Origin of the sequence: Nocardioides sp., assembly GCF_050699375.1 — a bacterium.
Classification (GTDB): Bacteria; Actinomycetota; Actinomycetes; order Propionibacteriales; family Nocardioidaceae; genus Nocardioides.
On sequence record NZ_JBOHDN010000400.1, the window covers coordinates 43,740 to 58,101 of the forward strand.

Here is a 14,362-nt window from a genome sequence, read left to right on the forward strand (position 1 = left end):
CACGCTGTGAGCAGGACACGACGTCACCTGGAGGATCGATGTGCGGGATCAGCGGGATCCGCTCCTACGCGGGGCCCCCCGACGCCGAGCTGGTCCGACGGATGATGGCGGCCCTCGTCCATCGCGGGCCGGACGGCAGCGGCTACTACCGCGACGAGCACGTCGCCCTCGGCCACACGCGCCTGGCGATCGTGGACACCGCCGGCGGTGTGCAGCCGATGACCAACGAGGACGGCACGGTCTGGGTGAGCTTCAACGGCGAGATCTTCAACTACGTCGAGCTCGCCGCGCAGCTGCGCGACCGCGGCCACACCTTCCGTACCCACAGCGACACCGAGGTGATCGTGCACGCCTGGGAGGAGTGGGGCACCGGCTGCTTCGACCGCTTCAACGGCCAGTGGGCGTTGGCGATCTGGGACCGGCGTACGGGCTCATTGGTCCTCTCGCGGGACCGGTTCGGCGTGCGGCCGCTCTTCTACACGTACGTACGCGACAGGCTGCTGTTCGCCTCGGAGGTCAAGGCGCTCCTCACCGACCCGGAGGTGCCCCGGAGGTTCGATCCCGCCGGACTCGACGAGGTGCTGACCTTCTGGTCCACGCTCGCGCCGCGGACCGTCTTCGAAGGCATCTCACAGGTGCCGCCGGGGTCCTATCTTGTGATCGGGCCCAACGGCGAGACGAGCGAGCACCGCTTCTGGTCACCGTCGTTCCCGGACCTGACGGAGCCGACGGATCTGACGGGTCGGGCGTCGATGGGGGCAGAGGAAGCAGCCGAGGCGCTGCGCGAGGCGATCGTCGACGCGGCGCGGCTGCGGTTCACCCGTAGCGACGTGCCGGTGGGGGCGTACCTCTCCGGGGGTCTCGACTCCGCGGTGACCGCGAGCGTCGTGGCGGGGTTCACCGAGGCGCCGCTGCACACGTTCTCGCTGCGTTTCGCCGATGCCGAGTTCGACGAGGGCGGCTACCAGAGCCTGATGGCGCAACGGCTCGGCACCCGGCACGAGGACGTCGTGGTCGGGGAGCGTGACATCGCCGAGATCTTCCCCGAGGTCGTACGCCACGCCGAGACCCCGCTGCTGCGGACCGCCCCGGCGCCGATGTTCCTGCTCTCCAGGCTGGTGCGGGAGGCCGGGTTCAAGGTCGTCGTCACCGGTGAGGGTGCCGACGAGGTGCTCGGCGGCTACGACATCTTCCGTGAGGCGCGGGTGCGTGAGCTATGGACCCGTGACCCGGCGGCGGCCGAGGCGGCCGTCGAGCGGCTCTACCCGTGGATGCGGCGCTCGCCGAACCAGGCACCGGCCTTCGCCCGCAGCTTCTTCGGGCGCAACCTGGTCGCGGGTGACCCGGCGATGTCGCACCGGCCACGCTGGGACTCGACCTCGGTGCTGAAGTCGATGCTCGTCGAGGACATGCGAGTCGCTGCCGACGCGGCCGGCGACCTGGCCGCGACCATGCCCGCGGAGAGCTCGTCGTGGGACGTGCTCTCGCGCGCCCAGTGGCTCGAGATGACGACCCTGCTGCCCGGTTACATCCTCGCCTCCCAGGGCGACCGGATGCTGATGGGCAACTCGGTCGAGGGCCGCTTCCCCTTCCTCGACCCTCGCGTCGCTGAGCTCGCCGGCCGGGTGCCGGCCGACCTGCTGATGCGTGGGCTGGACGAGAAGCACCTGCTCAAGCGGGCCTTCGCCGACCTCGTACCTGCCGAGATACTGGCCCGCCCCAAACAGCCCTATCGAGCGCCCGATGCCGCCGCGTTCTTCGCCGCCGGGTCGCCGGACTGGCTCGACGCGGTCACCGCGCCCGCGGCCATCAAGGAGGCCGGCGTCTTCCGCCCCGAGCTCGTCGAGCGCCTGCTGGCCAAGTGTCGCCGAGGCGGCGGCAGAGGGATCGGCAACACCGACTCGATGCGCCTGGTCGCCGTGGTCTCGGTGCAGCTGCTCCACCACGACTTCCTCGCCGGCGCGGGCCTTGTGGAGCCGCGCCTCGGTGAGGCACCGATGGCGGTCTTCGACCGTCTCCGAACCCCCGAGATGACCCAGAGATGACCCCCCAGATGACCCCAGAGATGACTCAGAAGATGACAGGAAAGCAGATGACAGCGACATTCAGCCTGGAGACTTTGGCCTTCGACGAGGCGGCCGAGGTGGCGAGGATCAGCGGGATGATCCAGTCCTACACGCTGCGGAACAAGCGCAAGGGTGTGGTGGTCGCGGTCTCGGGCGGCATCGACTCCAGCGTCGTGGCGGCGTTGGCCGTACGCGCGCTCGGTCCGGAGCGGGTCTTCGGCCTGCACATGCCCGAGTCGGAGTCCTCCGACGACACCCTCGACTTCAGCACAAAGCTGACCGACTCCCTCGGCATCGAATCGGTGCTCGAGGACATCTCCCCGGTGCTGGAGGCCACGGGCTGCTACCGCCGCCGCGACGCCGCGATCGCCTCGGTCGTACCGGGCTACGGGCCCGGGTGGAAGTCGAAGATCGTGCTCCCGAGCGTGGTCGACTCCGACGCGTTCCGCATCTACTCGGTCGTCGTCCAGGCGCCCGACGGCACGACCACGAGCCATCGACTGACCTCCTCGGCCTACCTGGAGATCGTCGCCGCGACCAACTTCAAGCAGCGCACCCGCAAGATGCTGGAGTACTTCCACGCCGACCGGCTCAACTACCTGGTCGGCGGCACCCCGAACCGGCTGGAGTACGACCAGGGCTTCTTCGTGAAGCTCGGCGACGGCGCCGCGGACGTCAAGCCGATCGCGCACCTGTACAAGTCCCAGGTCTATGCGCTGGCGTCCTACCTCGGGGTGCCGGCCGAGATCCAGGAGCGCCCCTCGACCACCGACACCTACTCGATGCCGCAGTCCCAGGAGGAGTTCTACTTCTCGCTCCCCTACCAGCGCATGGACCTGTGCCTGTACGCCGTCAACAACGGCATCCCGACCGAGCAGGTCACCGAGGCCACCGGCCTCACGCTCGAGCAGGTCGAGCGCGTCTACCGCGACATCGAGCAGAAGCGGCGTACGACCGCCTATCTCCACGCCGCGCCGATGCTCGTCGACGAGGTGCCGTTGAATATCAAGACTTCTTGATATAACGTCGGCGGCATGACCACACCGCCCTTCATCCCCGCAGACCACCTCGGCGCCGTGAACCGCGCACTGACCACCGCGACCCGCGACGGCGAGGAGCTGCGCGTCCTCGTCGTCGAGCGGTCCTACGACGCCGACCCGGACGAGGTCTGGGACGCACTGACCACCAAGGAGCGCATCCCGCGCTGGCTGATGCCCGTGACCGGCGACTTCGAGGTCGGTGGCCGCTACCAGCTCGAGGGCAACGCCGGCGGCGAGATCCTCGCCTGCGATCGGCCGAAGCTGCTCTCCATCACCTGGGCCTACGGCGAGATGATGTCCTGGGTCGACGCCACCCTGTCCGGCTCCGGCGGCCGTACGTTGCTCCGACTCGAGCACTCCGCCCCGGTTCCCCCGGAGCAGTGGAAGGAGTTCGGCCCCAGCGCGGTCGGCATCGGCTGGGAGCAGATGCTGCTCGGCCTGGCCGTCCATCTGTCGGCGCCCGACGCCGAGAAGATGGACCCGATGTCGCCCGAGGCGCTGCCCGCGATGGTCGAGCACACCAAGGGCTCCGCAGCGGCCTGGGTCGAGGCCGACATCGCCTTCGGCACCGACGCGGACCAGGCACGCGCGGCCGGCGAGCGGTGCGTAGCCGCCTACACCGCGATGCCGGAGTAGCCCATTTGCACGCCTTCGACGTCCTCGGTGACCCGGTCCGCCGCCGCATCCTCGAGCTCCTGGCAGCCAACGACCTCACCTCGGGCGACGTCGTCGAGACGATCTCGGCCGAGTTCGGCATCCGCCAACCCGCCGTCTCGATGCAGCTCAAGGTCCTGCGCGAGCACGGCTTCGCCAACGTACGCCCCGACGGCACCCGCCGGATCTACTCCCTCGACACCGGCCCGATGGCCGAGGTCGACGCCTGGCTCACCCCGTTCCGCCACTTCTGGACCCAGCACCTCGACGCCCTCGACACCGAGATCCGCCGCGGCCGCCGGGACTGACGCCCCCTCCGCCGACCCGGCGCTAATGTCCCGCGAAAACCGGGCGAGTCGGCGCAACTGTCCCAAAAATCCGAGCCGAGTCGGCGCAACTGTCCCAAGAATCCGGGTCGAGTCGGCGCTAATGTCTCAACGGTTTGGGACATTAGCGCCGACTCGACCGTTCTGAGTGGGACAGACGCGCCGACTCGACCGGTTCTCGTGGGACAGACGCGCCGACTCGAGCCTTGAATGTGGGACATTTGCGCCGAGTCGGCGAGGGTCAGCGGGTCGGGGCGCCCTCGGCCATCGCGGTGGCGATGGCCATCTTGGGCCCGGGGACGGTCGCGACGCGCACCACCGTGACTCCTCCCAGAGCCGCCAGCTCGGCGGCGGGACCCTCGAGGGTGACCTCGAGCTGGCCGGAGGCGCCCTCCAGCACGCTGATCCCGCGCCACGGCAGCGAGCCCGACCATTCGCCGGGACCGAGTGCCTTCCAGACGGCCTCCTTGGCTGCGTACCTCATCGCGAAGGCCGTGGCCGGGGTCGCGGTCGCCATGCACTGGGCGATCTCCGCCTCGGTGAACCACAGAACCGCGAACCCGGAGCCGCGCATAGCCAGGAGCCGCGCGAACCGTCTGATGTCGGCGACATCGATCCCGACCCCGCGCAGGCTCATCGCATACTCATCGCTCGAGTGGTGGGTTTCAGGCGACGGGACTGTGCGCCGCGACCGCCTTGAGGAGCTCGGACGCAACAGCGCGGGAGCCGGCCTCGTTGAGGTGTCCCCGGTCGAAGGTCAGGTTCTTGTTCAGGACGTAGTAGGCGTTGCCGTCGTGGCTGCGCTTGTCAGTGCCCGCCGACTCCGCGGCGGCGATGTCGACGAGGCGGCCGGTGGCCGCGTACTTCTCCCTGATCATCGCGTTATAGCGCTCCCGGGCGACGTTGTCGGCAGGCCCCATCCGGTCACCACGGCCGAGCGCCGACTTCACCCGACCCTTCAGGTTCCGGTCGGAGGTCAGCGCCGCAGTCGTGTAGAGGAACGTCGTGCTCGGGTGCGCGTCCTCGACCTCGGCCATCATCGCCACATAGGCGTCGAAGACGGCCTCGACATCGGTGGTGGCATTGATGTCGACATAGCAGAGCTTCATCAGCGCCACGTCGACCTCCTCGCCGGCCGGGCCGCCCATCACCGCGGCGAAGGAGTCGAACTTGCCGAGCGGATCGCCGTTCCTCCCGACGAACACGTGCCTGAAGGTGGCATCGCTGGATCCCGCGACCTCCTCGACCGCGGGAGCGTCCACGTCAGCGGCGGCGTAGACGCCCGCGACCCCGTCGAGGATGTTCATCCCGACCGACTGGTGCCCGAAGAGCACCGTCGTCTTTCCGGCAATCTGCAGCTCCGACTCCGACGGGTTCTCGACCGCGACCGGCTCGTTCATTCCTGGGCTCCTCACCAACCAGGCCGAGGCCAACGCGACCGCGACCACCAGCACTCCGGACCACACGCCGACCAGCAGCTTGACCGACCGGGGAACCTCTCTGATCGACACCACTCAACTCACCTTCGCTGTTCTCATACCGCTTTCCTTCAGACACATCGCGCGTACGTCACGCTTGACGACCTTGCCGTTCGCGTTGAGCGGCAGCTCGTCGACGAAGCGGACCACCTCGGGGACCATGTGCTTGGCCAGCAGCCCGCGGCAGTGCACCAGCACGTCGCTCACGCGCAGATCCGAGCCACGCCGTCTCACGACGACCAGCTCGACCCGCTCTCCGGCCGCCTCGTCCGGGATACCCACTGCGGCGGCCGCGACGACATCGGGTAGATAGAGCGCCGCCGACTCGACGTCCTGGCTCGCGATCCGGTGGCCCCATGACTTGATGAAGTCCTCCACCCGGTCGACGACATAGACGAATCCGTCCTCGTCGACCTCCGCCAGGTCACCCGTACGCAGCATCCCGCCTGGCATCTTGCGGGCCGTGGCCTCGGGGTCATCGAGGTAGCCGGGCGAGATGTTCGCGCCACTGGCCCAGATCTCGCCCACCTGGTGGGGGCCGACCGGGATCCCGTCCTCGTCGAGCACCCTCAGATCAACCCCGGGGATGCCCCGGCCGATCGACCCCGCCCGCCTGCCCAGCTCCTCGGGCGGGAGGTAGGCGAGCCTTGCGGTCGCCTCGGTCGCTCCGTACATCACGAACACCTTCGCCTGCGGCTGCGCTATCGCCATCTGCTCGAGCAGCGCCGGGGCCAACCGTCCGCCGGCCTGCTGGATCGTCCGCAGCGCGGGCAGCGCGCGGTCGCCGAAGGTGCTGTTGCGCAGCAGCATCCCGAACGTCGAGGGCACTCCGGCGAACCCGGTGCAGCGCTCGGTGACCATCCGCTCGACCACGGCCTGCGGGAAGACGAAGCTCGACTGCATGACCATCGCGGCGCCGGTGCGCAGGTGGGTGTGCAGGAGCGAGAGCCCGAAGACGTACGTGAACGGCAGCACCACGAGCATCCGGTCGTGCTGCTGGACGCCGAGGTAGGCAAGGATCGAGTTGGTGTTCGCCTGGATGTTGCGGTGGGTGATCCTGACCGCGCGCGGCTCGCCCGTGGTGCCGGAGGTGAACATGTAGAGCGCGTCCTGGTCCGGTGCGACCTCGATTGATGGCGAGAGCTGGACCGAGGGCGCTGTCCGTGGGCTCGGGACCAGCCGGTCCTCGGCAATGACAGGGAAGCCGGTCGGAAGCAGGTGTCGCAGGGTGTTCAGCTGCGCCCGGCCGACCAGGAGCGCGTCAGCGCCGACCCAGTGCGTCCTGGCCACCACCTCGTCGGGTGGCAGCGTGGATGCCAGGGGCACGACCACCAGACCCATCCGGAGCGCTGCGAGGTAGGCCGAGACCCAGAACAGTCCGTTGGGAGCCATGATCCCGACCGATGAGCCCGGGGTGAGGCCGAGCGGGGAGAGCCGTTCGGTGAGCGCGGACACCCCTGCCCGCAGTTCGGCGTAGGTGTACTCGCGACCCGACTCGCAGAGGGCGATCGAGTCCTCGGGCGCTTGCTCGAGAAGAAAGTCGGCGGTGTTCAAGATGGCCCGTCCCCCGGGATGCTAGGTCCGGGACAGGTTCCCGGCTCCCGCAACGTCCCACGGGTCCCCCAGCGCATGATCGACCGTCAGAAAAGGCTGCCTGAAATTGAGTACGCCTCGCTCCGGCCGCCTCCGACCTGGGACTCAGGCGGCCCGCCACTCGGCCTTGTGGGCCATGCTGACGGCTGCGATCTGTGAGGAGACACCGAGCTTGGCGAGGATCGACTTCACCTGCGTACGCACCGTGGCTTCCGAGACGACGCGGAGCTTGGCGATGTCACCGACCGTGAAGCCGCCCATCAGGTGCTCGAGCACCTGGGACTCCTTGCGGGAGAGCTGAGTGAGCCGTTCACGGATCTCGATGAGGTTCTGCTCCTGCCCCACCCACGCACCGATCAGGCGCTCACGCTCCTCGACGTCGAGCACGCTCAGACCGTAGTTGAGCCGACGCACGGTCCCCAGGATCTCGCCGAGCGGCACGGTCTTGGGCAGCACGGTCCTGGCCCCGGCGTGCAGGGCGTGACCCCACCTGGTCCGGTCGGTCGCACCCGTCACGACGACGACGTCCGCACCCGCCCGGGCGATCGGGGCGATGAGGCGTACGCCCGATCCGTGCTGCCCCAGATCGAGGTCGAGCAGCACGATGCGCGGCTGGGTGCGCATGATCAGTGAGTGGAGCTTGGCCTCGGACGGCGGCACCTCCGGCAGGTCGACGCGGTGGGCGTCGTATCCCTCGAGGGTGAGGGCGAGCTCCAGCGACTCGGCGAAGAGAGTGTGGTCCTCGACGATGACCACCTTCACCCGTCTACGCGGCGACGCCACTGCGTCTCCCTGAGGTCTTGCGGTCGTCGGCGCGGCCGAGCATCGGAATCCCGAGGACGAACGTGGTGCGCTCGCCGGCCTCGACGAGCTCGAGGTAGCCACCCTGGCGCTCCATCAGGTCGCGCGCGAGGTGGAGGCCGATCCCCTGGCCGGCGGACCGCGGGCCCTTGACACCCCACGCGAAGACCCGCCGGCGAAGCTCCGGGACGATGCCCGGCCCGTTGTCGGTGACGGCGATCTCGACCGAGCTCGCGCCGTGGTCGGCGGCACCGATCTCGATCCGGGCGGACCCGCCGCCATGGGATGCGGCGTTGTCGAGGAGGACGTTGAGGGCTTCGGTCATCTGGTCCGCGTCGCCCAGCGCGAGCATCCGGCTGGGGTTCCACTCGACCTCGGTGCCCTTGGCCGCGTGCGCGAGGACCAGCGTGCCGACGACGGCATCGAGATCGACCACCTCGGTCTCGTCCATGGAGCTCGCCTGGGATCGCGGAGCGGTGGAGTCCTGTCGCTCCTGGACCATCCGCTCGAGCCGTTGCAGCTCGCCCTGAACCATCGCCGCCATCGCGGCGCGACGCTCGTCCCCCAGGTCGCTGCCCATGTCTCCGGCCATGTCTCTGGGCATGTTCAGCAGGGTGGTCGCCGCGCGGACTCCGGCCAGCGCGGAGGCGACCTCGTGCAGCCGGGCGCGTTCGTCCGCACCGACTCTTGACATTGACACAGCTCTCCCCGGGGTCACTTTCTCTTCAATCGCCGGACCAGTCCCCGATGAAATCTCGAGCGGTCCCCTGTCGCGTGCCCCCGAACGCGGCGTAACGCCAACACGCTTGAACCGGCCTCACGGACCGGCAGACAACAGCGCCGTACAGCAAAGTGACCATACTCAACCAAGTCGCCCGGGGTATTGACTACCCATTTTTGGTTACCATCCGTTACCGAGTGGTGCCTGAAATTGAGGAATGGCGAGCATCTCGGGCAAATGCACTGGGTCTCACCGGTCCGATACTGAGATGGCCATCCTCGATCACCCGCCTGAGCCACCGAGGTCGGATGACGCGGACGGGACCACGACCGGCTGGCGCCGTCGCGCCCGCAAGCCGTTGATCGGGCTGTTGGTGTGCGTACTCCTGCTGGGCGTCGCCTCCCTGGCCGGCATCCTGTGGCTCCAGGCGAAGGTGGAGGGAAGCATCCAGCGTCTCCCCGACACCTTCACCGGGCTCACCGACCGGCCGGCCAGGCCCACCGCCGGCACCGCCGCGGACGCGATGAACATCCTGGTCCTCGGCACCGACACCCGCTCCGACACCGCCACCACCGGTGCCGAAGCGCCCGGCTGGAAGCCCGGGCAGGCACGCTCGGACACGATGCTGATCGTCCACCTCGACGGCAACCGCCGCGCCGCATCGGTGGTCTCGATCCCGCGCGACTCCTGGGTCGACATCCCCAGGCACGGGAAGGGCAAGGTCAACTGGGCCTACTCCTTCGGCGGCCCCAGCCTCACGGTCGAGACCGTCGAGACGATGACCGACGTACGCATCGACCACCTCGCCGTCGTCGACTGGGACGGCTTCGAGGCGCTGACCGACGCTGTCGGCGGCGTCGACATCGACATCCCGAAGACCGTCTATGACTCCGCTCACGGGATCCGTTGGGAGGCCGGGCGTCACCATCTCGATGGCGAGCAGGCACTGCTCTACGTACGCCAGCGCTACGGCCTCCAGGAGGGCGACCTCGACCGCGTAGCCCGCCAACAGGCCTTCCTCCGTACGCTGCTCGAGCAGGCCCTGGCCCAGGAGCTGCGCACCAACCCCGAGCAGGTCCTCGACCTCCTGGCCCTCTTCGCGAAGCACGCCTCCGTCGACGACGACTGGTCGACCACCCAGATGGCCAAGCTCGCCGCCTCCCTCCGCAACCTGCGCACCGCCGACATCAACTACCTCACCGTCCCCACCGAAGGCACCGCCATGATCGGCGACCAGTCCGTCGTACGCCTCGACCCGTCCCGCGACCGAGACCTCTGGCGCGCCGTACGCGAGGATCGGATGGACGAGTGGGCCGAGGAGAACCAAGACCTGATGACGCCCGACGTCGTTCGCTGACCTTGTTGAGTGTGGGTGTCGTAGTCGCCTGCACAAGCCGAGGACAGCTTGTGAACGATTCACAAAGTGTCCTCGGCTTGTGCAGGCACGCCGATGCTGGCGACAGATGTCCCGTCGGACAGGCTCGACCACCGCAGCCAGGACCTAAGAAGCAACCCCCGCATCTCCCGAATCAAGCCGATTACCCGGCCGGGGCAGCCCGTAGTGATCCCGAAGAGTGACCCCGGCGTACTCCGTCCGAAAGAGCCCACGCTCCTGCAGGATCGGCACGACCGAGGATGCGAAGGCGTCGAGCCCCGACGGCAGGACGGCGGGCATGATGTTGAACCCGTCCGCGGCACCATTTTCAAAGTAGTGCTGGATGGTGTCGGCGACCTGGACAGGGGTGCCGGCGAAGGTGCGATGCCCGCGCCCGCCACCGAGCTTCCCGATCAGCTCACGCACGGTGAGCCGGTCGCGCCGGGCCCAGTCGACGATGAGCGTATAGCGACTCTTCGCCCCCTCGATCGAGTCCTCCGACGGCAGATCGGCGGGCAGCTCCTCGTCCAACGAGAGCCGATCGGGCGAGACCCGGAGCAGCTGAGCGAGCTGGGCGACGGCGTACTCCGGCGCGATCAGCCGATCCAGCTCGGCCTCCAGCTCGCGAGCCTCCGCTTCGGTCTCACCCAGGACCGGGACGATCCCGGGCAGCACCAGCACGTGGTCCGGGTTGCGGCCGGCAGCCACGACCCGTCGTTTGATGTCGGCGTAGAACGCCTGGGTCTCCGCCAGGGTCGGCTGGGCGGTGAAGATCGCCTCGGCCCAACGGGCCGCGAACTCCTTGCCGTCCTCCGACGACCCGGCCTGGACGAGCAACGGATGCCCTTGCGGCGATCGCGCCAGGTTGAGTGGGCCGTCCACCGAGAAGTACGTCCCGGAGTGGGCGATCGCCCGGACACGGTCACGCACCGCATGAACCCCGGCGCCCTTGTCGGCCACGATCGCGTCGTCGGCCCAACTGTCCCACAGCTTGGTGGCGACATCGAGGAACTCGTCGGCCCGCTCATAGCGGGTCTTGTGCAGCGGCTGCTCCTCCAGCCCGAAGTTGCGAGCGGCCGCATCACCCGCGGTGGTGACGATGTTCCATCCCGCGCGCCCACCGGAGAGATGGTCCACCGAGGCGAGCCGCCGGGCGAGGTTGAAAGGCTCGTTGTACGAGGTCGAGGCCGTCGCGATCATGCCGATGCGCTGGGTGGAGACCGCCAGGGCGGACAGCAGTACGGTCGGCTCGATCCGCCCGGACGGCCGTCGCCCGGGGTCACCGAACATCACCGGGGAGTCGGCCAGGAACAGCGAGTCGAACTTCGCCGCCTCCGCCACCCGGGCCAGATGCTGGTGCGCCGCGAGCGAGAGGTTGGCGCGCAGATCCGACGACGGCAGCCGCCACGAAGCCTCGTGATGACCGGTGTCGTGGATGAACAGGTTGAGGTGGAGCCGTCGAGAACCCATCAGGCCACCTCCTCCTCGACCACACCGAGCTGGGCCAGCAGTTGCGCCCGCAGCGCGGCGAACCGCGGGTCGCCGGGGCTCCGCTTCTCCCCCAGGTCGACCTGGATGTCGGACCCGACGACGCCGTCGACCAGCACGATCACCCGGTCGGCGAGCGCGATCGCCTCGTCGACGTCGTGGGTGACCAGCAGGATCGCGGGGTTGTGGGCTGCGTACAGCTTCTTGAGCAGCTTGTGCATCTTGATCCGCGTCAGCGCGTCCAGCGCGCCGAACGGCTCGTCGGCGAGGAGCAGCTGCGGGTCGCGTACGAGCGATCGGGCCAGCGCCGCGCGCTGCTGCTCGCCGCCGGAGAGCTCGTGCGGCCAGGCCTGCTCGCGGCCCTCGAGCCCGACCTCGGTGAGCGCCTGGAGGCCACGGGCACGGGCATCGGAACCCGAAAGCCCCAGGATCACGTTGTCCAGCACCTGCCGCCACGGCAACAGCCTGGAGTCCTGGAAGACCACCGAGACCCGCTCGGGCACCTCCACGACCCCCGATCCCGCGACCTCACGGTCGAGGCCGGCCAGGGCCCGCAGCAGGGTGGACTTACCGGAACCCGAGCGTCCGATCAGCGCCACGAACTCGCCCGGGGCGATGGTGAGGTCGAGCCCGTTGATCACACCGCCGGCCTTCGAGAAGCTGCGGCGCAGCCCCTCGACGCGTACGGCTCGATCCGTCAGTGACTCTCCAGCGTGCGTCGCCATGCCAGTGCCCTTCTCTCGATGAAGCGGACGATGCCGTCGGCGACCAGGCCCAGCAGGGCGTAGACGACCAGCCCGACGACGATGATCTCGGTCTGGCCGTAGCTGGACGCGAGGGTGATCATGTGGCCGATGCCGCTGGTCGCGTTGACCTGCTCGACGACCACGAGCGACAGCAGCGCGTTCAGCACCGCGAACCGCAGACCGAGCAGGAACCCGGGGGTCGCGCCCGGCAGCACGACGTGCCGGACGAACGCGCCGCGTCCCAGACTGACGGTCTCAGCGAGCTCCGCGTAGCGGCTGTCGATGCCGCGCAGGCCGTTGTGGGTGTGGATGTAGATCGGGATGAGTACGCCGAGGGCGATCGTGATCACCTTCATCGGCTCCCCGATCCCCAGCCACAGGATCAGCAGCGGCATCAGCGCCAGGCTCGGGATGGCCCGCTTGACCTGCACCGGACCGTCGATCACCGCCTCACCGACCCGGCTGAGCCCCGAGACCAGCGCGAGCGCCAGCCCGACGCCGACACCGATCACCAGTCCGAGCGAGGCCCGGTAGGCGGAGGTGGCCAGGGCATCCTGAAGCCGTCCGTCGGCGATCAGCTGCTGAGCGGTCTCCACCACTACCCACGGCTCGGACAGCGTGCGAGGGTCGAGCAGCCCGGTCGCCGAGGCGACGAACCACAGCCCCAGGAGGAGGACCGGCCCGATCCACAACGTGCCGGGGATCCGCGGCCCGGGGCCGAGGCGGCGGCGTACGACACGCTTGTCGGTCGTCTTTCCCTGTACAGCGCCGGCGATCGGCGCCTCGACTGCCGCGGTGGCCATCACCGACCGCCCTTCAGCGCCTCGGCGACGACCGGCTCGTAGCGACGGTCGTAGAGGTCGTCGACGTCGATGTCGGGCTGGCCCTGCTCCTTCACGAGGATGTCCGCGGTCTCCTGGTGACGCTTGATGAAGGCGTCCCAATCCTTCGGGATGATGGTCTGGCCCGAGGTCTCGAAGACCTTCTTGCCGTCCTCGAAGCTCAGCCCCTCGTGATCGATGTAGTAGGCCTCGACCCACTCGTCCGGGTGCTTCCGGATCCACTCCTCGGCCTTGACCCACAGTCCCAGGAAGTGCTTGAACGCGGCCGCCTTGCTGGCGTCCTCGAAGGTCTCCTCGGGCCCGTAGATGAGCATGGAGTCGTCACGGATGCCGGTCTTGATCGAGGTGGCTCCGTCGCGGCCGTACTTGGCGAGGTACGACGTCAGTTGCGGGCCGCCGAGCGGAGCGACGTCGACCTGGTCGGCCGCGAGCGCGTTGGCGAAGGTGTCGTCGACACTCTGGATCTCGACCAGCTCGACGTCCTTCTGGGTGAGGCCCGCGGCGTCGAGTGCCTTGAGAACCAGGGCGCCTTGCGCCTGCCCGGGCGAGTAGGCGATCTTCTTGCCCTTCAGATCCTTCAGCGACTCGACCTTCGACTTCGGCGCTACGCCGAGCTCGTAGATCGGGTTCTCGAGCGGGTCCGGGTTCTCGGTGACCGCCACGATCTTGACCGGGGTGTCGGTCCAGGTCGCGAACAGCGGCGGGATGTCGGCGACGGTGCTCGCGTCCAGCGCGTCGGCACGGAAGGCCTCGATACTCTTGGGACCACCGGAGATGTTGGCCCACTCGATCTCATAGCCCTCGACCTCGTCGATGAGGCCGGAGGCCTTCAGCGCAACCTCGGCGTCCGGGATGCCCAGGCGCAGAACGGTCCCGTCCGGGATCTTGTCCGGGAGCGCCGCATCCGCGGCGAGCTTGGGGGCACTGGCATCGGCTCCGCCACAGGCCGTCAGCGGTAGGAGCAGGGTCGCGAGCACAGCGGCGATGACGGTGCAGCGCTGAGGCGTGGGGCGGATCGTCATGACTCTCCTCTGGGTCGATTCATCCAAACCAGAGTAAGTCTGTCTAGATTGACTATTTAGATCCTTCCGGATCCTGAGACTGCCGAGAGGTCACTTCTGCAGGCCGAGGCGTCACTTCTGCAGGCCGAAGCGTCACTTCTGCAGGCCGAAGCGTCAGCCCTGCAGGCCGAGAAGTCAGCAATGCAGGCCGAGAGGTCACAAATGCAGGCC

General features: G+C 68.6%; 14 protein-coding genes. 5 read left to right on the forward strand and 9 right to left on the reverse strand.

Annotated elements, in window-relative coordinates:
- The first annotated feature begins 38 nt into the window (after nt 1–38).
- The 4 genes from asnB to ACRDPS_RS26205 are packed head-to-tail and all read left to right on the forward strand — an operon-like array spanning nt 39 to nt 4,068.
- Nucleotides 39–2,045, forward strand: a complete 2,007-nt coding sequence (gene asnB, locus ACRDPS_RS26190) for an asparagine synthase (glutamine-hydrolyzing) (protein WP_431504602.1) — start codon at nt 39–41, stop codon at nt 2,043–2,045.
- 47 nt (nt 2,046–2,092) lie between these two features.
- Nucleotides 2,093–3,085: an NAD(+) synthase gene (gene nadE / locus ACRDPS_RS26195; protein ID WP_431504603.1), complete on the forward strand. Its 993-nt coding sequence runs from the start codon at nt 2,093–2,095 to the stop codon at nt 3,083–3,085.
- Nucleotides 3,086–3,100: 15 nt separating this feature from the next.
- Nucleotides 3,101–3,742 (forward strand): SRPBCC family protein, encoded by a 642-nt coding sequence (locus tag ACRDPS_RS26200; RefSeq protein WP_431504604.1) that lies wholly within the window; start codon nt 3,101–3,103, stop codon nt 3,740–3,742.
- Between the two features lie 5 nt (nt 3,743–3,747).
- Nucleotides 3,748–4,068 carry an ArsR/SmtB family transcription factor gene (locus ACRDPS_RS26205; RefSeq protein ID WP_431504605.1) on the forward strand — a complete coding sequence of 107 codons (321 nt, stop codon included), beginning with the start codon at nt 3,748–3,750 and terminating at the stop codon, nt 4,066–4,068.
- 259 nt (nt 4,069–4,327) lie between these two features.
- Here ACRDPS_RS26205 and ACRDPS_RS26210 read toward each other — a convergent pair whose 3' ends face one another.
- The 5 genes from ACRDPS_RS26210 to ACRDPS_RS26230 all read right to left on the reverse strand — a co-directional run bounded on the left by ACRDPS_RS26210 (nt 4,328) and on the right by ACRDPS_RS26230 (nt 8,652).
- Nucleotides 4,328–4,723 (reverse strand): holo-ACP synthase, encoded by a 396-nt coding sequence (locus ACRDPS_RS26210; RefSeq protein ID WP_431504606.1) that lies wholly within the window; start codon nt 4,721–4,723, stop codon nt 4,328–4,330.
- A gap of 28 nt (nt 4,724–4,751) precedes the next feature.
- The gene (locus tag ACRDPS_RS26215; RefSeq protein ID WP_431504607.1) at nt 4,752–5,600 is read right to left on the reverse strand and encodes an SGNH/GDSL hydrolase family protein; all 849 of its coding nucleotides are present in this window, start codon (nt 5,598–5,600) and stop codon (nt 4,752–4,754) included.
- The gene (locus ACRDPS_RS26220) at nt 5,601–7,118 is read right to left on the reverse strand and encodes a class I adenylate-forming enzyme family protein (RefSeq protein ID WP_431504608.1); all 1,518 of its coding nucleotides are present in this window, start codon (nt 7,116–7,118) and stop codon (nt 5,601–5,603) included.
- Nucleotides 7,119–7,262: 144 nt separating this feature from the next.
- Entirely contained in the window at nt 7,263–7,940 is a 678-nt protein-coding gene (locus ACRDPS_RS26225; RefSeq protein ID WP_431504609.1) for a response regulator, read from the reverse strand.
- The gene (locus ACRDPS_RS26230; RefSeq protein ID WP_431504610.1) at nt 7,924–8,652 is read right to left on the reverse strand and encodes a sensor histidine kinase; all 729 of its coding nucleotides are present in this window, start codon (nt 8,650–8,652) and stop codon (nt 7,924–7,926) included. Before ACRDPS_RS26230 ends, ACRDPS_RS26225 begins: the two co-directional genes overlap by 17 nt.
- Nucleotides 8,653–8,947: 295 nt before the next feature.
- Here ACRDPS_RS26230 and ACRDPS_RS26235 point away from each other — a divergent pair, with 295 nt between their 5' ends.
- Nucleotides 8,948–10,036, forward strand: a complete 1,089-nt coding sequence (locus ACRDPS_RS26235) for an LCP family protein (protein ID WP_431504611.1) — start codon at nt 8,948–8,950, stop codon at nt 10,034–10,036.
- Nucleotides 10,037–10,180: 144 nt separating this feature from the next.
- Here the strand turns inward: ACRDPS_RS26235 and ACRDPS_RS26240 are convergent, their stop codons facing one another.
- The 4 genes from ACRDPS_RS26240 to ACRDPS_RS26255 are packed head-to-tail and all read right to left on the reverse strand — an operon-like array spanning nt 10,181 to nt 14,152.
- Complete coding sequence (locus ACRDPS_RS26240) at nt 10,181–11,524, reverse strand: LLM class flavin-dependent oxidoreductase (protein WP_431504612.1); 1,344 nt, start codon at nt 11,522–11,524, stop codon at nt 10,181–10,183.
- Nucleotides 11,524–12,267, reverse strand: coding sequence for an ABC transporter ATP-binding protein (locus tag ACRDPS_RS26245; RefSeq protein WP_431504613.1), 744 nt, complete (start codon nt 12,265–12,267; stop codon nt 11,524–11,526). The genes ACRDPS_RS26240 and ACRDPS_RS26245 overlap by 1 nt, the downstream gene beginning before the upstream one ends.
- The gene (locus ACRDPS_RS26250) at nt 12,240–13,091 is read right to left on the reverse strand and encodes an ABC transporter permease (RefSeq protein WP_431504614.1); all 852 of its coding nucleotides are present in this window, start codon (nt 13,089–13,091) and stop codon (nt 12,240–12,242) included. The genes ACRDPS_RS26245 and ACRDPS_RS26250 overlap by 28 nt, the downstream gene beginning before the upstream one ends.
- On the reverse strand, nt 13,091–14,152 hold the full coding sequence (locus ACRDPS_RS26255; protein WP_431504615.1) for an ABC transporter substrate-binding protein: 1,062 nt from the start codon (nt 14,150–14,152) through the stop codon (nt 13,091–13,093). Before ACRDPS_RS26255 ends, ACRDPS_RS26250 begins: the two co-directional genes overlap by 1 nt.
- Between the last annotated feature and the right edge of the window lie 210 nt (nt 14,153–14,362).